Here is a 20,488-nt window from a genome sequence, read left to right on the forward strand (position 1 = left end):
GCCATTCTCAAATTTACCGCACTATAACAGCACTGAAAACTCTTTTTTTCAACCTCACTATCTGGATAACTCGCCCATTTTATCTCAAATTTGAAAAGGGCGCCTCAATTATTTTTGAGACACCCTCTTTTTGCTTTGCGTCTTTGCGGGAAAAATTATAGCAGGGTAAAAAGATAACGAGGAGATGTTCTTGTAAAGAGAAGTAACTCGTTCAAACGACACCTGCTAATAAGATAAAGAAAGGGTAAAAAGCGGATGAGTGTTTTCTTAAGGGAAGTAACTCATTCCAACGACACCTTTCTTCAGGGTAACCCGGACAGGATTCGAACCTGCATTTTCATGGCTGAACAGTATGGCTGTAAATACGCTTCCCTACTATGATTTCGGTGCACTGTAAATTCTGATCATTGCAAAGCATGTCTGCAACGATATGTTCCATACACTCCGCGGCGACGTAATTTTTCCGCAGCTTTATCCCTTTAAGCTACCGGGTCGGATAGCATCTTTCCCTTTCAGAAAGATGCCTATGGGGTATTAACTAACTGTACAATGGATATACAGGGCAACGAAACAATGGATGCATGCTACAGTGTGGTACGTTGAATATGTGCCAATGCATCTTCTCCTTTTTCGAGGGCTTCCAGTACTTCAAATACTTTATCACTCCATCCCCCGATCAGGTGAATATCTTTGTCATGGATATTCAGTGGTGCTTTACCGTAGCCGCCAAGGTCGAACAGGTATAGCTTTGCGCGTGGCGCTATTTTTTTATACTCGATCCAGTGCGCTCCAATCTGGTTATCTCCCAGTGCTTCCCGTTGGGAATCCCACAGCTGACAGTCGGTGAAGAACATGATCTTATCTGCCACATATTTCCTTTTGATCAGGTCTTCCAGCACTTTATGGCCGTTGGTGGCATATCCGACTTCACCTTCGCGACGATAGAACTCATCTACGTTGGCCAGGATATTTTTCCTTGACAAAGAGATGGTTTTCCAGGTATCACCAAACATACCACATAGCACATGCTCAGATTTGTATTGCAGCAACATACCCAGTATAAGTCCAATATCGTAGCACAGTATTTTGCTTCGGGCGGATACCGGCTGTTGCATAGACCCGGATACATCGCAGGCTACTACCACTTTGGTGTTGGCGTCGAAACCTTTCAGGTGTTGCACACTGATCTTTAACGCTGTTTCCAGCGCCTCCTGCAACATGCCTGTCATTCCGTGCTGCACGGATTTCAATTCCCGGTAGGCAGCCAGGAAACGGAACGGCAATTGTTTGGAAGATAGTACCGCTGCTTCATCTGATAAGTACGCGCAGACCTGTTTGATATGCGCCTTGCTCACATCATGAGCCAGCATGTTACGCAGGTTACGCAAGGTAGCCATATAGCCCAGGGCGTTGGTACTGATCAGCATTTCCCAGGTACGGCAAAAAGCGTCTTTCTTCGCTCTTTCAGATTTATAAGTCTGCTGTCCCAATGCCGACAAGGTAGTTTCCCAGGTGTAAGGGGTCGCCAGCTCACGCTGTGCTATTTTATTGAACAGCTGTTGCTGGGCCTCGTCTTTTGCTTTCGGATGTACCAGGAAAAGGGCATCTCTCAGGGTAACAGCTCCTTTACGGTCATATTTGGCAAACTGGTATTCATCAAATTTGTTGAATGCCTGCGCCAGCCCTTTCTGGATCTGTTTACTCAGCTGGTGCAGTTTTTTCGTATGCCCGCGGTAGTTAATCTTTGCATAGCAGGCCAGCAATTCTGTGATTTCGTCGGCACGCTGCACCACGCGGCGCACGGTGGTGCTTACCAGTGTATCGCCGGAATGATGGAATCCCAGCAATACGGCCATGGCCAGCGGTACGCTGCGCAGGTACATTTTTTCCCGGGCGTAGATGGCCAGTTTGGCTACAAATACCGGGTCGGTTTGCGTAATCAACTCATACAGGCGGTTCATACGTTCATCACCTGCTTCATAAAACCGGTCGTTGAAGGAAGCAGTTACCACACTGCTATACAGTTCCATTTCAGGGCTCATCGCATAAGCAGCGGCGCCTTCATGATTACGTGGCTGAAAGTATTCCTCTTTCGCCGCATGTAGCCAATGTGTTGTGTTGAATTTCATATACCGTTTGTTATGCTGTGATTGATGATACAAAGATGTCAGTGTATGTGCGCAATGTTTTTGCGCACTTCTGTTTTTTTTATATTTTTAGGAAAATTTTTTTGAGATGCCTGTTAACCGTAATGCATTAATCCGTTATAAAACCATCGACGCCTGCCTCAGAAACCGCCGCCGGCGCTGGACATTGGCTAACCTGATCGACAAAGTATCTGAAGCCCTGTATGATTATGAAGGCATCGACAAAGGCATCAGCCGCAGAACCTTACAGGCAGATATACAAATGATGCGCAGTGATAAGTTGGGATACAATGCCCCCATTATTATCGTAGAAAAGAAATATTATACCTATGAAGATGCGGACTATAGCATTACCAACATTCCCCTGAGCGATAACGACCTGTCGAGGATGACAGAAGCGGTAGAAGTATTAAAACAATTTAAGGGCTTTTCCCATTTCAAACACCTGAATGAAGTCGTGCAAAAGCTGGAAGGACATGTATACGCTTCTGCCCATGATCAGAAAACGGTGATTGATTTTGAGAAAAATGAACATCTCAAGGGATTGGAATACCTGCACCTGGTATATGAGGCCATCATAAAGGAACAGGCGCTGGAGTTGCAGTACCAGTCGTTCAAAGCCCAGGCATCCACTAAAATGCTGTTTCACGCCTGGTGGCTGAAGGAGTTCAAAAACCGCTGGTTTGTAGTGGGCACCCGGGATAATAGTCCTGCTGTTACGACGCTGGCCCTGGACAGGATTGTAGCGGTAAGCATCAATGAAGCAGTATTATATCTCCCTAACAAAAACGGCCATACGCCGGAAACCTACTATGAGCATACCATTGGCCCCAGCGTAATGGAATTACCTCCACAGGAAGTGATTATAGCCGTAACCGCCGAACATGCGCCCTATGTGATTACCAAGCCATTGCACCATAGCCAGCAGGTAATTGCGAAAGATAAGGATAGCATTACCATCTCCATACGGGTGGCGCACAACCTGGAATTGCAAAGGGAGATATTGGGTTTTGGTGATGGGATGCGGGTGCTGGCGCCGGAAAAGCTGCGCCGGGCAATCCGGTATAAGCTGGAAAAAGCAGCGGAGGCATATAAATAGTGGGACAGGCATAAATGCAACTATGCCTTATTCCTTATTTCGTTAAATTTAGATAGCCAAAACATACTACTATGTTGCCCGCCGATTTTGATTTCCAGACCTCGCTGAACCAGGCGCCTGTATTAGCCGATTACAATTCCTTTACCACCCATACCGCCCTGCAACAGGCGGTGAAGGCTTACGGTGGCGGCTGGGCCATGGAGCTGGGGGCTGCTTTCGGCGCAGTCATGGGCAGCCGGCAAATGATACAGGCAGGAGAACTGGCCAATAAATATGGGCCGGTATTAAAAACCCACGACCGTTTCGGTAGTCGTCTCGATGTGGTAGAATACCATCCTGCTTACCACGAAATGATGACCGTAGCCATCCGGTACGGATTTCATTCCATTGCCTGGACCGAACTGCCCGGGGCTTACGTGGCACATAGCCTGCTGGCTTACCTGAAACAGCAAATCGATGAGGGTAGCAGCTGTCCGCTTACGATGACATTTGCCGCAGTACCTTCGCTGAAAATAGCCGGCGACATTGCCAAAGAATGGCTGCCCCTGGTACTATCCAATACGTACGACGAACGCCACCTTCCTTATTTCGAAAAAAAGGGCGTCACCTTCGGCATGGCCATGACCGAACCACAGGGTGGTAGCGATGTGCGGGCTAATATCACCTTCGCCGTGCCGGCAGATGACGGCAGCTATAAAATTACCGGCCGCAAATGGTTTTGCAGTGCGCCTATGAGCGATGCTTTCCTGGTGCTGGCCCAAACAATCAAAGGATTGAGCTGCTTCCTGGTGCCAAGGTTTACGCCAACAGGAGAAAAAAACAAACTTTATTTCCAGCGACTGAAAGACAAACTGGGCAATAAATCCAACGCCTCCGCGGAAGTAGAATTTCATGCCGCCTGGGGAAAGATGATCGGAGAAGAAGGCAGGGGAGTGGCCAGCATCATGGAAATGGTGCGGCATACCCGCCTGGATTGCGCGGTAGGCTCCGCTGCCACCCTGCAGCGCGCCTTAACAGAAGTTATTCATCATTGCCATCACAGGAGCGCTTTCGGGAAAAAGTTGATAGCACAACCACTCATGAAGAACGTGGTGGCCGATCTGTGCCTGGAATCGGAAGCCGCTACCACCCTGGCCATGCGGCTGGCAGCCAGCTTCGACGATGCACTGCAAAATGAAGAAGCTATGTATTTTAACCGCATCGCTACCGCTATCGGGAAATTCTGGAATACCAAAAGAGCCGTGCTGGCGCTGGGAGAAGCCGTGGAATGCCTGGGGGGCAATGGCTATGTGGAAGAATCCATACTGCCGCGTTTATACCGCGATGTGCCGGTAAACGCTATATGGGAAGGTTCGGGCAACATCCAGGCGTTGGATGTACTCAGATCTATGCACAAAGAGCCCCGCAGTATGGAAGCACTCATGAGCTATTTCACTAAAGCTAAAGGGCTGGATCCCCGTTTAGATAAACAACTAATGCAGCTGCAACAACTGCTGAATCAACCTGCCCACCTGGAATACAATGCCCGCGCTATTGTAGAAAAAATGGCCCTGGCCATGCAGGGCATTGAGTTGATCCATATTGCTCCTGCGGCCATAGCGCAGGCGTTTTGCCAGGCCCGGCTGTCGGCCGACAGGAATATTACCTGGGGCGCCCTGGCGCCGGAAACGCCGATGGACGATATTATTCAACGTATTTACCAGGCGCCCGCCTGAGCATGATTTGTCTATTGACCAACAAAAAACGTCCATCCGTCAAATATCTTTTTCCACCGGGCGGCGGGAGGATAGGTTTGTAGAAAATTACCATCATGCAAACCTCTTCCCGACAAACTTACCTCGACTGGCTCCGCATTATCGCTATCATTGGCGTATTGTTTTTCCATTCCGCCATGCCTTATGTGGCTTATTGGGAATGGCATATCAAGAACCCGGAAACCAGCCATGTGCTATTGGAAATGAATGATTTCCTGCACCGTTTCCGCATGCCCCTGCTTTTCTTTATTTCCGGTACGGTCAGCTATTATATGTTACAGCATAGGACCGGTGGGGGCTTCCTGGGACTGCGTTTCCGACGCCTGTTCATCCCGCTGTTACTGGGGATATTGGTCATTGTACCACCACAGGTATACCTGGAAAGGCTTACCCAGGGATATAAAGGCAATTTCTGGCAGTTTTATGGGGAAATGTTTACTACCGGCGTATATCCCAAAGGCAATATGAGCTGGCATCACCTGTGGTTTATAGGCTACCTGCTGGTATATGATATTGTTTGTGCCCCACTTTTTGTATGGCTGGGTAAGCCGGGCGGGCAACGTTTTCTACAACGGTTTGCTCTGCTGGCCAAAGGTGCAAGGGTGTACCTGTTAATGCTGCCCAGTATAGTGCTGTACGCTTCACTGGTGTTTAAATATCGTTTTACGGGTAACCTGGTGCAGGATTACCTGTATGCGCCTTATTACCTGTTATTCCTGCTGGCGGGCTTCCTATGTATTGCCTGCCCGGTGTTAATGGACAGCCTGGAACGCAATCGCCGCTTATCGCTCGCCATTGGCTTTATTAGCCTGGTATTTATCGATTATCTCCGCTGGACGCACCTCGATGCTATCCACTTTCTGCCTGGCTTCCCGATGGGGGTGAGGTACCTGGCAGTAGCCATACATGCGCTGTGTGCCTGGATGTGGGTATTTACCGCCATTGGTTACGGGAAGAAATATCTCAATAAGCCCAGCCGCGTGTTAGGCTATGTGAACGAGGCCGTATACCCGTTTTATATATTACACCAAACGGTGATCGTTATATTAACCTATTACCTGGTACAGGTATCCGATGGTATAGGTATGAAGTACCTGTTTACCGTAGTGGTCACCTTTTTCGTCAGCATGACTATCTTCCATTTGTTTATCCGGCCATACGCTTTTATGCGCCTGTTATTTGGAATGAAGCCGCTGCCACGAAAGAAAACCATCGAAGCAGATGCCGTGGTGGTCAACACCCCACCTGTTTTAACTATGGGCGCATAAATAGTTGTAACTTACTGATAGTATGAAAATATTCTGGAGATATATTTTCCCGGCCATTTACGGCGCACTGGTATATTACACGATCCGGCTACTCACGGATAGTCTTTCGGGGATGCGGTTCTGGCATCGTCCGCTCCGGCTCAACGTCACAGAGGTGGGCATGAGTATACTGGTTGCTTACCTGTTTTTATGGCTGCTGAATGGCTTGTTGCGTTATTTCGACAAGAAGTGGCAATCCAATTTTACCACCGGCAGAATTGCCCGGGAGCTGGGTGCTATCTTTTTACTGAGTATCGTGATACAGAACTTATTCCTGACACCATTTGCCGCGCTCACAGATGATGGTTTGCAATGGTTCGACCTGGCTGATATTAATGTGATCCCGTTACTGTATGCTCTCATCTATTATGGTTTCCGGCGGAGTAACGGCTATTTGCAGGCCTACGTGCAGAACCGGCTGCAGCTGGAAAAAATTACCAACGATAAATTGGCTACGGAGTTGAAGTTCCTGAAAGCGCAGTATCATCCGCATTTTCTCTTCAACGCTTTAAACACCATTTATTTTCAGATGGATGAAGATATAGCCGCTGCAAAGAGAACAGTGGAGCGGTTTGCAGAGTTGTTGCGCTACCAGCTATACGATCAGCAGGAGATGGTGGATATCAGCAGCGAGATACAATACCTCCGTCATTTTATCGACCTGCAGCAGATCCGGTCTTCATCCAAGCTGCAATTGTCCGTACACTTCGATGAACAGTTGGGTAGCCAGCAGGTATATCCTTTGCTTTTTCTCCCTTTGGCGGAAAACGCGTTTAAGTATGCTGGTGGACATTTCAAAGTGAATATTGCTATGCAACAGGCCGATGACGGAATACTTTTTTCCGTTAGCAACGACATTCCAGCGCATATCCCGGGGAGCAAAACCGGTGGTATAGGGTTGGAAAACCTGAAACGGCGGCTGGAGTTGTTGTACCCGGATAAGCATACGCTGACAACACATATACAAGACAATACTTTCGTGGCCGCATTAAAACTTACCCTGCACTGATGAGTAACATAAGCATCCGATGTATCATTACCGACGACGAACCCCTGGCATGGAAAGGGTTACAGGGGTATGCAGAGAAAACCGGTTTCCTGGACGTGGTGGCTATTTGTGAAGATGCCGTACAACTGAATACCGTGTTAAAGCAGCAACCAGTGGATCTGTTGTTTCTCGATATAGAAATGCCTTATATTTCCGGGGTCGAATTTCTTAGAAATTTCCCGAATCCTCCCAGGGTTATTTTTACCACTGCCTATGAAAGGTACGCTATGCAAGGGTTTGAGTTGGATGTGCTGGACTACCTGTTAAAGCCGATTTCGTTTGAACGGTTTTTGAAGGCAGCTAATAAGGCATATGATTATTTTGCCAGCCAGGATACTTCGGAGCAGCCCTATGTTTTTATTAAGACGGACAGCCGCCTGGAAAAAGTGTTATACGACGAGATCCTGCTGGTGGAAGCCCTGGAAAATTATGTGGCCGTATATACCACCGATAAGAAGATGATCACCCATGCCACCCTGAAGTCGGTGGTGGATATGTTGCCTGCCCGGCAGTTTATCCAACCTCATAAATCCTACCTCGTAAATATGAAAGGCATCACCGCTATTGAAGGGAATATACTGCATGTAGGCCTGCACCAGGTGCCGGTGAGCAAGTACCAGAAAGAAGCTGTGATGGAGAAAATCATCAACAATCGCCTGCTGAAAAAATAAAAATGTTATAACAGCTATTTAGCCCGGCTATCAAGGATTCCCTGGTTTTTCTTATTTTTGTCGTTTGCCGTTTTTACCGGCAGAACAGGTGCTTTTACCGATATTGTCCGTATGCTAACCTAAACACGTTTTAATAAAGAAGAATGTACTGCTAATTTTGAGAATGGATTCTTCAGCGGTGAAGGGAAACCATTTATTGTATCGTCATTAGTATTTAAACAGCCAAACCCGTAAATCTCCAAATTATATGCAAACATCGAAGAAAGCCGCCATGAGCTTTATTTTTATCACATTGTTGATAGATATAATGGGATGGGGATTAATTATTCCTGTCATGGCCGACTTGATTGCCCAGCTGAAAGGTATCCCGGTAAATCAGGCCAGTCCGTATGGCGCCATGTTATTATCTGTTTTTGCTATCATGCAATTTTCATTTGCTCCGGTGGTGGGTAACCTGAGCGACAAGTATGGTCGTCGTCCCGTATTGTTATTATCATTATTCGGTTTTGGTATAGACTACGTCATCCTGGCCCTGGCACCTTCCTTTGGCTGGTTGTTTGTAGGCCGTGTGATTGCCGGTATTACCGGTGCCAGCTTTACTACGGCTTCTGCCTACATCGCAGATGTAAGCACCGATGAAACCACTAAGGCGAAGAACTTCGGGTTAATTGGTGCCGCCTTTGGGTTGGGCTTTGTACTGGGTCCTGCCTTGGGCGCGCTGTTAGCGAAATGGGGCATCCGTGCACCGTTTTACGCCGCCGCGGCCCTGTGTTTGCTCAACTGCCTGTACGGTTACTTCCTGTTGCCCGAATCCCTGAGTAAAGAAAACCGCCGTCCATTTGAGTGGAAAAGAGCGAACCCTTTTGGCTCCCTCAAATTTTTAACTTCTCATCCTGAAATCGGTGGACTGGCCCTCAGCTTTTTCCTGATTTACCTGGGAGCACAGTCTGTGCAGGGTAACTGGAACTTCTTTACCATCTATCGCTTTCACTGGAGCGAGCAAATGGTGGGTATTTCCCTGGCAGTAGTAGGGGTCTTGGTAGGTGCTGTACAAGCAGGATTAACCAGGGTCATCAACCCGAAGATCGGGAATGAAAAAAGTATCTACATCGGTTTATGTCTCTATACATTCGGACTAATACTCTTTGCCTTTGCTTCGCAGGGCTGGATGATGTTCGTATTCCTGGTGCCTTATTGCCTGGGTGGTATTTGCGGACCTTCCCTGCAATCCGTGATTTCCAGTCATGCGCCCGCAAACCAGCAGGGCGAACTGCAAGGCGCTTTAACCAGCCTGATGAGCCTTGCTTCTGTGGTCGGTCCATTGATCATGAACAGCACATTCTCGTACTTTACTACAGATAAAGCGCCCTTCTATTTCCCGGGGATACACTTCCTCATCGGGGCTGCCTGTATGCTGATCAGTGTAATTCTCATCAGCCGGGTAATGAACCGCGACCGGCACATGCAGCCGGAGCTGGTGAAAAAATAATTAGGTTGTATTTTCTCGCCAAGGCGCAAAGCAGCTAAGAATTTAGAAAGAAGAAAAGCAAATTTTAAGCCCGCAAAGCGGGGAGATTGTATAGAATGATACAACATAATCTCCCCGCTTTGCGGGCTTAAAATTTGCTTCAATCTCCGCTCCTTAGCTGCTTTGCGCCTTGGCGAGAAAATACAACCTGATTATTCTTCAGGGAGATAAATACTTACTCCGATCTTAACGATTTTACTGGATTCATCAGCGCTGCCTTTATCGATTGATAGCTGACGGTTAGCAGTGCAATAAGCAGTGCACCGCCACAGGTACTGAGGATGAGCCACAACGAAATATCTGTGCGGTACTGGAAATTTTTCAGCCAGTCATTCATGAAGTAATACGCCACCGGTACAGCGATCAACAGTGCAATGAGTACCAGTTGCACAAAGTCTTTCGTCATCAAACGCCATAAGTTAAATACAGTGGCGCCCATTACTTTACGGACACCTACTTCTTTCATCCGTTGTTCTGCCATAAAAGACGCCATACCAAATAAGCCAAGGCAGCTGATGAAGATAGCGAGTACGGCAAAGAAGCTGGACAGTTTACCGATACGGCGCTCCGCATCGAATTTGTCAGCATAAACATTGTCAACAAAGTGGTACAGGAAAGGAACGCCAGGATTATATTTTTTCAATACCTCTTCTACCTGTACCAGCGCGGCACTGGTTTGTTTAGCAGGATTAAGCCGGGCAGTAAGATTTTCCTTGGTATTGTAATCGAGCGTAAATACGGTCCGGAATACCGGGCGATACGGCGATTCCATCACCATATCTTTTATCACGCCAATCACTGTAAATGGTTTACCGTCTACTTTCACAATTTCGCCAACGGGATTTTTAAAGCCCATGAATTTGGCGGCCGATTCATTCAGGATCATGGCAGTAGAATCTGAGGCAAAAGTCCTGGAGAAATCTCGGCCATCGGCGATTTGCCAGTTAATCGTTTTCCCGTAATCATGGGAAACCGTTACGGCGTTAAAGTTTCCTTGCGTGCCTGGCAGCATGCCTTTCCAGGTGTACCCATTATTAACAGCATTGATTTCTGTAGTAGAACCGGAAGAGAAAGTCATATCGGTAATAGCGCCGGATGCGATCAATTCCTGGCGGATAGGCTCATAATTCTTGGCCAGTGCCTCGTTTCTTACGGGGATGGAGATGAGCCCTTCCCGGCTATAGGCAATGGGTCTGCTTTGTGCAAATTTGATTTGTTTGAATACGACTACGGTGCCTATGATCAGGATAACAGATACGGCAAACTGTACCACTACCATCATTTTCCGGGGAATAGCCGCTGAACGGCCCGCCCGGAATGTACCTTTTAACACTTTCACCGGTTCAAAAGACGACAAGTAGAGTGCAGGGTAACTGCCGGCCAGCAAACCGGTAAATAGGGTAATACCCAGTGCTGCCAGCCAGAACAGCGGATTGTTAAATGGAATATTTACTCTTTTATCAGCCATGTCATTAAAGGCTGGTAAACTTACTTGTACCAGTACCAGCGCCAGCATCAATGCGATCAAGGCAATGATCAGCGACTCGCTGAGAAACTGCGTCACCAGCTGACCGCGGATAGAGCCAATCGCCTTCCGGATGCCTACTTCTTTTGCCCGCTTTTCAGAACGGGCTGTGCTGAGGTTCATAAAGTTGATACAGGCCAGCAATAATACAAATGCCCCAATGATACTAAAGAGCCATACAAACTGGATCCTGCCACCTATATTTTTCCCATCTTTCCAGTCGTTATATAAATGCCATTCACTCATCGGCTGCAGGAAGATTTCTGGCTTAAAGGCTGCATCCTGGGCCCGTACTTTACGTAGTTTTACATCTTTTATTTTAGCTGATACCTTTTCCAGGTCGGCATTATCTGCCAGCTGGGCATAGGCTTGTGTGAAGTTGGATCTCCACGGATTTTCCATCTCCCGGATCCAGGTTTCAGTGGTCAGCATCAATTCCCAGGGCGCCATAAAGGCCAGGTCATGAAAGGCAGAATTATAGGGGAGGTCTTCATATACCCCGGTCACTTTTACGTCTGTGCCTCCATCTAATTTAATCAGTTGGTCGAGCGGTTCTATATTGCCAAATAATGCCTTCGCGGCAGAAGCGGACAGCAGGATGGAGTGCGGATCTTTTAACCCTGCCCGGGTACCTTTCAGCATATGGAGACTTAACATCTCCGGGAAATCCGGTTCAAAATAATTACCCGTTTTGAAAATCCCCTGGTTGTTGTATTTCAGGAGATGCTCGTATGGCCAGGAAGCCATGGAGATGTATTTAAAGTCGCTGCCGTATTTATCGCGAATCTCATCGCCGAGCAGGTAAGGAACGGCATTTTGCGTTCCTGTTACACCATTGAAGGTTTGGTTTTGCTTGATGGCAACGATACGATTATAATGTTCGTGGTTTTTGCTGAAAGTAAGTTCATCGTAAAGCCATAACCCAATCAGCATCGTCACCGCCATACCGATAGACAGACCGGCTATATTGATCAGCGAAAAGGTTTTGTTTTTCAGGAGATTTCTCCAGGCAACTTTAGTATGACTTCTTAGCATGTCAGAATAGTTTGCATGGGGGTAGCAAGAAAGTTGCCATTCCCCTAAAGTGTTTTATATCTGTAGGTTACAGATCTTTGGCAACCGCAAAATGTTCGCTTATGAACAGCGTATGTTGAAAAGCGGACGATTGCCGGTGTGCTGAAAATAAGCAATTTTTCTTGTGGTAGCAGCCGGGGAGCTGCATCCCGTAAAACAGGGATTTATGGCGGGAGATGAAAAGTTCTCATTCGGGGTGATTAAATTCGGTGATTGTTAACTTAAAAATTACCACCAATGAAACAGCAACCCTCAAAAAAAATGCAGCTGGGAGTCATTAAAATTGCTAAGCTCAATGCTGCCGCAAATGCTACTCCTGCCCAGCCTAATCATTTATTGAGCAATTCCAGTTGCGGACATATCTGCCCAACTGTTTGCTCTTTAAACTGCACTACGCTGTAGAGCGGAAAGCATAAAGTGGAAAGCAAAAAGCTATTGCTGCGAATGATCTTTGCGGATATTACATCGCATTGTTCATTCGCAGCAATAGCTTTTTGCTTTCCGCTTTTCGCTTTCTGCTTTTCTCCTGGCGCTTTCCGCTCCCCACAATCAAAATAACATGTAAATTAGTCAAGATGCAACTGGTGTGTTGCTATCAAAGCGGGTTACATTTGACTAGCTAGAAAAATTCCACACATGAGCTTTGATCAACTGGTATTGGGAACGGCAGGCATTGGAGGTATCTGGGGAGCGGTAGTACGGGAAGATTCCATACAAACCATTCTCCAGGCACTAGAAGCTGGCGTCACCGCCATCGACACTGCCCCGGCTTACCGGGATGCAGAAGAGATGGTAGGATCCGCTCTGCGGCAGTGGACAGGTCCGCGGCCTTTTATCAGTTCCAAAGTGGGGCGTTTGCCGGGCAAAACTGCCGAAGATGCTCATTATGATTATAGCCGCAGTGCCATGTGGCGCAGCGTGGAAAATACCCTGCACAAACTGCAGGTAGATTCCCTGGACCTGCTTTTCCTGCACGATCCCGAAGGCATGTCGGAGCTTGAGTTTGCGGCAGCCGTTGCCGTGATGCAGGAGCTGCAGCAACAAAAATATACCCATGCGCTGGGCATAGGAGGCAACCCTCCGCCTTTTGCCTGGAAATGGTTGCAGCAGGGCATCTTCAGCACCCTGATGGAATTTAACCGGCTTAATGCTATACAAACGCCGGCGCTTCATACTTCCTTACCCGCCTGTGTGCGCGCGGATATCCACTACTATGCCGCCAGCCCTTTGTATATGGGCCTGCTGGGCAAGTCGCTGGAAAATTTCAGCACCACGCCGCCAGCCTGGTTGCCCGCTGCGGCGATCAGCAAAGCCCGGCAACTGGCGCTGCTGGCGGAGGAGGCAGGAATAACCCTGCCTACGCTGGCACATCGGTTTTTGCAAACCATACCCGTTAAATACAAAGTGGTAATCGGCTCCTCCAACCCGGTGGAGCTGGCAGCCACTCTGCAAAGTTTCGGCGAAGGCCCGTTGCCGCCGCATCTGTATGAAAAAATTTTACAAATCAGTCAGGAATATCAATAATGAACCAATCTATCTCATCCGAAGTATTTAATATCAGGAGCGTCCGCATCCAGGTACTGGAGCCGGTTCCCGCCGTTACCCCATTCCAGGATGCCACCATGGGACCCTTCCTTACATTTGGACTGGCCATGATCATCATCGAAGATGAAAACGGCATCCAGGGTGAAGCCCCGGTTTTTTCCAGCTATACCAATATCCTGGAATCCTGCTTCCTGCCTATCCTGCTGCACAGCAGGAATGTGCCCTACAGCGAATTATATACCCGCCTCTATTGGTCGATACGCAATGAGGGCTTCCGTGGCGCAGCTGCCGCTATGCTCGGACAGGTAGACATTGCCCTGCACGACCTGGCAGCACGCCGGGCAGGCATGCCCTTACACCGGTACCTCGGCGCTACGCGCGATGCCGTGAAAATGTATGGCAGTGGCGGCGGTACCAACTATACATTGCAGCAGCTGGAAACAGAAATGCGCGTGTTCCTGGATGCTGGAGCAGATTGCTATAAAATGAAGATCGGGAAGGATTTCGGATCGAGGTTAGCCGAAGATGTGGAGCGGGTTAAATTTGTCCGCAGTTTCCTCGGGCCAAAGGTAAGGCTGGCCGTAGATGTAAACCAGGTGTGGTCTGCCGAACAGGCGCTCCGCTTCCTGGACGCCACGGCTGACCAGGATCTTGCCTGGCTGGAAGAACCGGTACATTCGGCAGCGGTAGACCAGATACGCGTCTTGTGTTCGCAATCGCCCGTACCTATTGCCTTCGGTGAATCGGAGCGTACTTCCAAAGTATTTCCCACCCTGCTGGAAATGGGTGTCAGGCATTTACAACCAGTGCCCACACAGATTGCCGGTGTTCGGGAATGGATGGAAGCCCGGGACCTGGCCGCATCGGCCGGGGTAGAATTTTCTTCCGGCGGATACTCCCTGCATACAACCGGGCTTATGGCTACTGCAAATCCTGATTGTCGTGTAGAATACCTATATTCCATTATGCATGGGTTGGAGCAGTATTTTTCCGTGAAACCGGAATGGAAGCAGGGAACTTTTGTATTGCCCGATATTCCCGGTATCCCGGTAAGAATAGATTGGGAGTACTGGAACCGTGCCGGTAAGGTGATTCGCAGCGCTCACTGGAATGCCTCGGAAGTAAATGCTTACCGGCCCAATGTTACGTTATGATCCATAAAATCTCGATACCTTGCAATTTACGCTAACCACTCCCGATTACGGGGTATTATGCCTGTATTTCATAGCGTTGTTTATGACAGGGTTTTACCTGAACAGGTATAACCGTGCTGCCGGGCGGGATATATTCCTGGGCGGACGTTCCTTGCGATGGTGGCAGATAGGCTTTTCCATGTTCAGCGCCAATGCAGGTCCGTCTATGCTGGTGGGATTTGCCAGTATAGGATTTACCCAGGGTGTGGTAGGCAGTAATTTTGAATGGCTGGCATGGGCGTTTCTTTTCCTGTTGTCCATGTTTTTCCTGCCGCATTATATTTCCACGAAAGTATCTACCATGCCACAGTTTCTGCTGGTGCGGTTTGGGAAGCCTTCCTATAATTTCCTGGTGATCTATAGCCTGATATCCATCCTCGTGGTTTGGCTGGGAAGCGCCCTGTATGCGGGAGGGCTTATTATTTCACAGGTATTCGGCATCTCCTTATTACATGCAGTGCTTACGATCGCGGTGATTGCCTCGAGTTTTACCGCGGTGGGAGGTTTAAAGGCGGTGGTAAGAACCGGCATTTTTCAATCGCTTATCATCATCCTTTCTTCTATTATTTTAGGTTGGCTGGCACTGAAGAAAATTGGTGGAATATCCGCATTTGCACAGGGTGCACCGGCCGATTACTGGAAGCTTTTTCGCCCGGCTTCAGACCCCCAGTATTCCTGGGTAGCTATCCTGTTGGGATACCCGGTGGTAGGCATTTACTACTGGTGCACCGATCAAACCATTGTACAAAAAGTGCTCGCGGCCAAAGATGTGCGGGAAGGACAATATGGCGCTATTTTTATCTCCTTCCTGAAAATTATCATGCCGTTTATCTTCATATTTCCGGGGATCATGTGTTTTGTGTTGTACCGGGATATTGCCCAGCCAGACAATGCCTATATTACACTGGTCAGCCAGGTAATGCCGCATGGCTTGTTGGGGCTCTGTATCGCAGCATTGATAGCAGCATTGATTGATACCATTTCTTCGGGACTTAACTCTTTCAGTACGGTATTTACACTGGATGTATTATCCCGCTTCCGGGAAATGGACGACCGCGCCAAAAGACGTAGCGGTCAATGGAGTACCTTGCTGGCGGCAATTTTGGCGGTGGGCGTAGCCTGGCTTTTCTCTTTATCCGGGAAAGGTTTTTTTGAACTGAGCCAGGGATTGGTGTCTATCCTGGCGCCGCCCTTGTCGGTGGTATTTGTTGGAGGTATTTCCTGGAAGCGGGTGAATAAAACGGCGGCGGAAGTGGTGCTATATGGAGGAGGAATGGTATGCCTGCTGGTAGGGGCCTGTCATGTATTGAACTTCCCATCGAAAGCTTTCTGGCCTCATTTCCTGTTGTTGTCGTTTTACCTGTTCCTCACTATGTTCATCGTACTGATTGGTGTAACATTATGCACGAAGCCACCCACCGAAAACGTATTGCCGTCTATCGTAGAATCGTGGAAGGAGCGGGCGCCGGGCAGCAGGAGGGTTTGGGTGCTGTGGGCATTACTGGCACTGGTGATGGGAGCTATCTATATTTACTTTAGTTAAAGAAATGCATATGATGAAAATACTTTTGCTGGTAACAGGTATCCTGTTAGGCGTAAGCTGTAGCGTACATAAATCACATTCAGTAGAGAAGGTATTTGTGGTGAATATTAAGCCGGGAGAGGCAAATCTACAGGCTTATCTCAACTATCACCAGCATATATGGCCGGAAGTAGAAGCGGGGTTCAGGAAAGCGGGGTATGAAGATATCCGCCTGTTTCGCAGCGAACATACGGTAGTGATGATCGTAACCGTGCCGGAAGGGGCTGATCTTGATGCTATGGGGAAGAAGGCGGAAGCCTCACATCCCCGCTGTGCGGAGTGGAACCGGCTGATGGCAGGTTACCAGGAAGGTGTAACCGGAACGCAACCGGGACAAACCTGGAGCGCCATGGAGCCGCTCTACCACTTTAGCGGAAGCCGGTAATTTATTCGGCGGTACTGTACTGTTTTACAAAGTCCCTGGGAGATAAACCCTTTACTTCTTTGAAGTGCTTATTGAAATTAGACAGGTTGTTATACCCGCTCTGGTAACAGGCTTCCGTAACATTGTGCTTCTTCTCGAGCAACAACTTGGCGGCATGGCCTATCCGTACTTCTTTTACAAAGTCGATGAGCGTGCGGTTGGTACGCGCTTTAAAGTAGCGGCAGAAAGCTGCCGGTGATAAAGGCAAAATATCTGCCACCGTTTTCAGTGAAATTTCTTCCTGGAAATTTTTGAAGATATAATCAAATACTTTGTTGATCTTTTGTGCTTCCATGGAGGAGTCTACCGCGTTGTAATAAGGCGACGATAACACTTTGCCCTCTTCTGATTGTGCCAGCGTATCCAGTAAATTAAGCATTAATACTACCCGGGTCATGCCGGAAGTAAACAGCATTTGCTGCATAATCATTTTGGCCGTTCTTACCGTGGCGCCGGAAAAAGAAACACCTTTGGCGGCCCGTTCAAACAATTCGTTCAACTGGTGGGCTTCCGGTTTATCCAGCAGCTGCTGGCCCAGGAAGGTAGGGAAGAAGTGGATCACCGTGGCCTGGGGCGGTATCATAGTATCCAGTACGGTATAGTATTGCCAGCAATGCGGCAGGTAGCTACCCAATAATACCAGCTCTGTACCTTCAAAATCTTCGATGTGATCGCCGATGAAACGCTTACCGGCACAATTTTCAATCAAGGCAATTTCGAAGTTGATATGCGACTTCAGCGTGGTATATTTCTTTATCTCCAGTATTTCAGACCGGATGGTAAAGGATTGGTCTGGAGGAAATGTAAAATTTTCATATATGTATTGCATAGCTAACGTGCTTCGTTCACCTGTAGGTCCCGACGAGATAAAAGTACTCATTTTAAACGAAAGCGGGGCAACTGCAAAAAAAGCATAGCTAATAGTCAATTTCCGGGTGGCTGGCGCGTGAATATTATTGGAATTTTAGAGCGTTGAAGCTTAATGTTTTTTGTTGATATAAAATTCCATGATGATCATCTTTCAGAATATTCATAAATACCTGTTCAACTGTTATTCTTTTACAAGAATACTGGTCATAATATCATTGGTTAATTGCACTAACGGGTACAGTCAGGGCAAGAAACTGGAAACCATTTATTCCACCGTTATGGTCAACACGAAAGGATACATTGTATCTATCGTGGATAAAAAGACAGGACGTGAGTACTGTCCCAAAGGCTTATCATCGCCCGTTTTGACGTTGGTAAGCGGTAAAGCATCGATTTTGCCGGTCGCGGCGAAATTTACTCCTGGTAAAATGGAACTGCGATACCCTAATGGGGCTGTTGCCAGTATCCGGGTGCAGTTGCAACCGCAATACCTGCGGCTGCAATTGCTCTCCCTGGAGCATGCGCCCAATGTCGACAATATCGTTTGGGGACCTTATAAAACCACTATTTCACAAACCATTGGTGAAATTATTTCCGTAGTTCGTAACGGTCAATTTGCTATTGGGATGCTGGCGCTGGACGACAATACTACCAGCGGACCGCCCACTGATGGCGACTTTGGGGTTACTTATTACTACATCCATTCTCCTGATCCGGTTAAATATCCGTTGCCTTCCCATCTCAAAGAAGGTCAAAAATTTAAGATCGGGGGAGATGGCCGGAGCGATGTGGCATTTTTCTCCCAGCCGGAAGAATATTTCCGGATGAATTATGGCAACGGGGCTGTACTGGAACCCGATTTCGGCTCGTCTATTTGCCTGCATTCCCGCAACCGGCGCAAAGAACAGATGATCCGCTTCCCGGTGCTACCCGATAACCTGGATGGAGGCTACAACTCCGCCCGCTATCAACTGGTAACACCTGCCAATATAGGATTTGACGGTTCTGCCATTGCGCTCTATGCCTGTCCTGACTCCCTGGGGCTATCCACCATTGAACGGATTGTGTTGAAAGAAGGACTGCCTCACCCGGAAGTGGATGGCAAATGGATTAAAGACCGGGCTGCCCGCCGTCCGGATATTGCCTGGTCGGGCCCGCACGATAGCCTGGCCGTATATGCGTTAAGGTTAGGCGTAAAAGGAATACAGGATGAAGGTTGGGGAGAGTATTACCCGGATTTCGGAGAGAAGAAATGGGGACACAATCGTATCTCATTTACGGGCAACCGCCACATGGACCTGCCTTCATATGCCGCATCCATGAAGGCGCAGGGACTGCGATATGGCTTACATACCCTCTGCGAATTTTTGCAGCCAGGCGTTAGTAATTCCGTAGCGCCGGTACCCAGCGACAGTCTCGCTATCATGCAACGTACCACGCTTGCCCGCAACATTGCCCCGGAAGATACCATCATTACTGTAACAGATACCTGCTACCTCAATGAGTTTGGCGGATGGGAAGGTAATCATACCAACGTATTGAAGATAGGAAAAGAGCTGATCGAATATGAAGGTATCACTACCACTTTGCCGTATACTTTCAAAGGGATTAAACGTGGGTTATATGGAACAAAGAAAGGAAGTTATCGTGCAGGTGATACCATCGTGAAATTACAGCCTAACTGCTACCGTGGTTTCGCCCCGGATCTTAACCTGCAGGATGCTTATGCTGATTTTTATGGACATTGGCTGGTAGACGGAGGCATGGACTATATCGATTTCGATGGATTGGAAAGCTGTATGTACCAGGGGCATGGACAGTATTCTTTCAAGCGCTTCTTCCGGCGCCTGTTTGATACCTATCATCAGGCTGGTGGCAAATACCTGCGGGTAATGGGCTCGTCGGTATATGAAGGTAACTGGCACTATATGAGTGTGTGTAATGTGGGTGGTGACCCCAATATGTTTGACCCGGTAAATAATAAATGGGGCATAGAGGGGAAAGATATACGCTACGTGCATGAAAGTAATTACCTGCCTCCCACCTTCGGAATTATTTCCTACAGAAGCGACTGGAGCCGGTACGACCTGGAAAACCTGCAAGCCAAATCTATTGGCTGGGAAGCCACGTATATGCTGGGCCTCAGCCAGCAGTCGGTGGAGAGCAGCGGGGAGAAAGAAGCTGCTTTCACAGCCTATCGTGCCTGGGAAAATGCGCGGAATGCCGGCGTGTTTAATGCAGGTGTTAAAGCACAGCTGAAAGACATGGACAAGAAATTCCACCTCGAACAAACGGGGGCACATACCTTCTCCCTGTATACCCTGAAGGAAAACCGGCAGGTGAATATCCCTTACCAGCAAGATTTCCAGGAAATACCGCTGTACATTACACCAGGAACATCTTTGAGAGAATGGACTTTACGGGTGCATGCGCCCAAAGCAGCTTATGCCGAAGGGCTGCGTGTACGCCTGCCCAATGGACAGATCATCCCGGTAGACACGCGGATGGCTGACGGCGAATGGATCATTCTCCGGGATGGCCAGTTATCGGTGGCCGATCATAACCGGCGCGTGTTACGCACCATCGCCAAGGTGGATTCCGGTCTTTTAAGTATGGGGAAATCGGCCATAGGCGTGGCAGCAAGGGAAACAGGATCTGATAAAATACAGCTAGAGTCTGTGAGCATCATCACTACACAAGTAGAAAAATTATAAGCATAAT

Annotated in this window: 14 protein-coding genes and 1 pseudogene; 11 read left to right on the plus strand and 4 right to left on the minus strand. The window is 48.1% G+C overall.

Annotated elements, in window-relative coordinates; translation table 11 throughout:
- Positions 1–308: 308 nt before the first annotated feature.
- Together HGH91_RS17115 and HGH91_RS17120 are read right to left on the minus strand one after the other, a co-directional pair.
- Positions 309–494 (minus strand): annotated as a pseudogene (locus HGH91_RS17115).
- 90 nt (positions 495–584) lie between these two features.
- On the minus strand, positions 585–2,129 hold the full coding sequence (locus HGH91_RS17120; protein ID WP_168740035.1) for a TROVE domain-containing protein: 1,545 nt from the start codon (positions 2,127–2,129) through the stop codon (positions 585–587).
- 106 nt (positions 2,130–2,235) lie between these two features.
- Here HGH91_RS17120 and HGH91_RS17125 point away from each other — a divergent pair, with 106 nt between their 5' ends.
- From HGH91_RS17125 to HGH91_RS17150, 6 genes are all read left to right on the plus strand, one after another.
- Positions 2,236–3,246, plus strand: coding sequence for a helix-turn-helix transcriptional regulator (locus HGH91_RS17125; RefSeq protein ID WP_168740036.1), 1,011 nt, complete (start codon positions 2,236–2,238; stop codon positions 3,244–3,246).
- 71 nt (positions 3,247–3,317) lie between these two features.
- Entirely contained in the window at positions 3,318–4,961 is a 1,644-nt protein-coding gene (locus HGH91_RS17130) for an acyl-CoA dehydrogenase family protein (RefSeq protein ID WP_168740037.1), read from the plus strand.
- 95 nt (positions 4,962–5,056) lie between these two features.
- Positions 5,057–6,268, plus strand: coding sequence for an acyltransferase family protein (locus HGH91_RS17135; protein ID WP_168740038.1), 1,212 nt, complete (start codon positions 5,057–5,059; stop codon positions 6,266–6,268).
- Between the two features lie 22 nt (positions 6,269–6,290).
- The gene (locus HGH91_RS17140) at positions 6,291–7,316 is read left to right on the plus strand and encodes a sensor histidine kinase (RefSeq protein ID WP_168740039.1); all 1,026 of its coding nucleotides are present in this window, start codon (positions 6,291–6,293) and stop codon (positions 7,314–7,316) included.
- Entirely contained in the window at positions 7,316–8,026 is a 711-nt protein-coding gene (locus HGH91_RS17145; RefSeq protein WP_211092341.1) for a LytR/AlgR family response regulator transcription factor, read from the plus strand. Before HGH91_RS17140 ends, HGH91_RS17145 begins: the two co-directional genes overlap by 1 nt.
- Positions 8,027–8,273: 247 nt before the next feature.
- A complete protein-coding gene (locus HGH91_RS17150; protein WP_168740040.1) occupies positions 8,274–9,515 on the plus strand; it encodes a TCR/Tet family MFS transporter in 1,242 nt (413 codons plus the stop codon).
- A gap of 214 nt (positions 9,516–9,729) precedes the next feature.
- Here HGH91_RS17150 and HGH91_RS17155 read toward each other — a convergent pair whose 3' ends face one another.
- Positions 9,730–12,114: an ABC transporter permease gene (locus HGH91_RS17155; protein WP_168740041.1), complete on the minus strand. Its 2,385-nt coding sequence runs from the start codon at positions 12,112–12,114 to the stop codon at positions 9,730–9,732.
- Between the two features lie 675 nt (positions 12,115–12,789).
- Here HGH91_RS17155 and HGH91_RS17160 point away from each other — a divergent pair.
- Genes HGH91_RS17160 through HGH91_RS17175 form a run of 4 tightly spaced genes read left to right on the plus strand, consistent with a single transcriptional unit; the run spans position 12,790 to position 16,858 of the window.
- Positions 12,790–13,677 carry an aldo/keto reductase gene (locus HGH91_RS17160; RefSeq protein WP_168740042.1) on the plus strand — a complete coding sequence of 296 codons (888 nt, stop codon included), beginning with the start codon at positions 12,790–12,792 and terminating at the stop codon, positions 13,675–13,677.
- Positions 13,677–14,852, plus strand: a complete 1,176-nt coding sequence (locus HGH91_RS17165) for a mandelate racemase/muconate lactonizing enzyme family protein (protein ID WP_168740043.1) — start codon at positions 13,677–13,679, stop codon at positions 14,850–14,852. Before HGH91_RS17160 ends, HGH91_RS17165 begins: the two co-directional genes overlap by 1 nt.
- A gap of 19 nt (positions 14,853–14,871) precedes the next feature.
- On the plus strand, positions 14,872–16,434 hold the full coding sequence (locus HGH91_RS17170; RefSeq protein WP_168740044.1) for a sodium:solute symporter family transporter: 1,563 nt from the start codon (positions 14,872–14,874) through the stop codon (positions 16,432–16,434).
- A 10-nt stretch (positions 16,435–16,444) separates the two neighbouring features.
- Positions 16,445–16,858, plus strand: a complete 414-nt coding sequence (locus HGH91_RS17175) for an L-rhamnose mutarotase (RefSeq protein ID WP_168740045.1) — start codon at positions 16,445–16,447, stop codon at positions 16,856–16,858.
- A gap of 1 nt (position 16,859) precedes the next feature.
- Here the strand turns inward: HGH91_RS17175 and HGH91_RS17180 are convergent, their stop codons facing one another.
- The gene (locus HGH91_RS17180; protein ID WP_168740046.1) at positions 16,860–17,726 is read right to left on the minus strand and encodes an AraC family transcriptional regulator; all 867 of its coding nucleotides are present in this window, start codon (positions 17,724–17,726) and stop codon (positions 16,860–16,862) included.
- 178 nt (positions 17,727–17,904) lie between these two features.
- On the opposite strand from HGH91_RS17180, the gene HGH91_RS17185 reads away from it, so the two are divergent.
- The gene (locus HGH91_RS17185; protein WP_168740047.1) at positions 17,905–20,481 is read left to right on the plus strand and encodes a hypothetical protein; all 2,577 of its coding nucleotides are present in this window, start codon (positions 17,905–17,907) and stop codon (positions 20,479–20,481) included.
- Positions 20,482–20,488 lie beyond the last annotated feature (7 nt).

This window comes from Chitinophaga eiseniae (assembly GCF_012641265.1).
Lineage (GTDB): Bacteria > Bacteroidota > Bacteroidia > Chitinophagales > Chitinophagaceae > Chitinophaga > Chitinophaga eiseniae_A.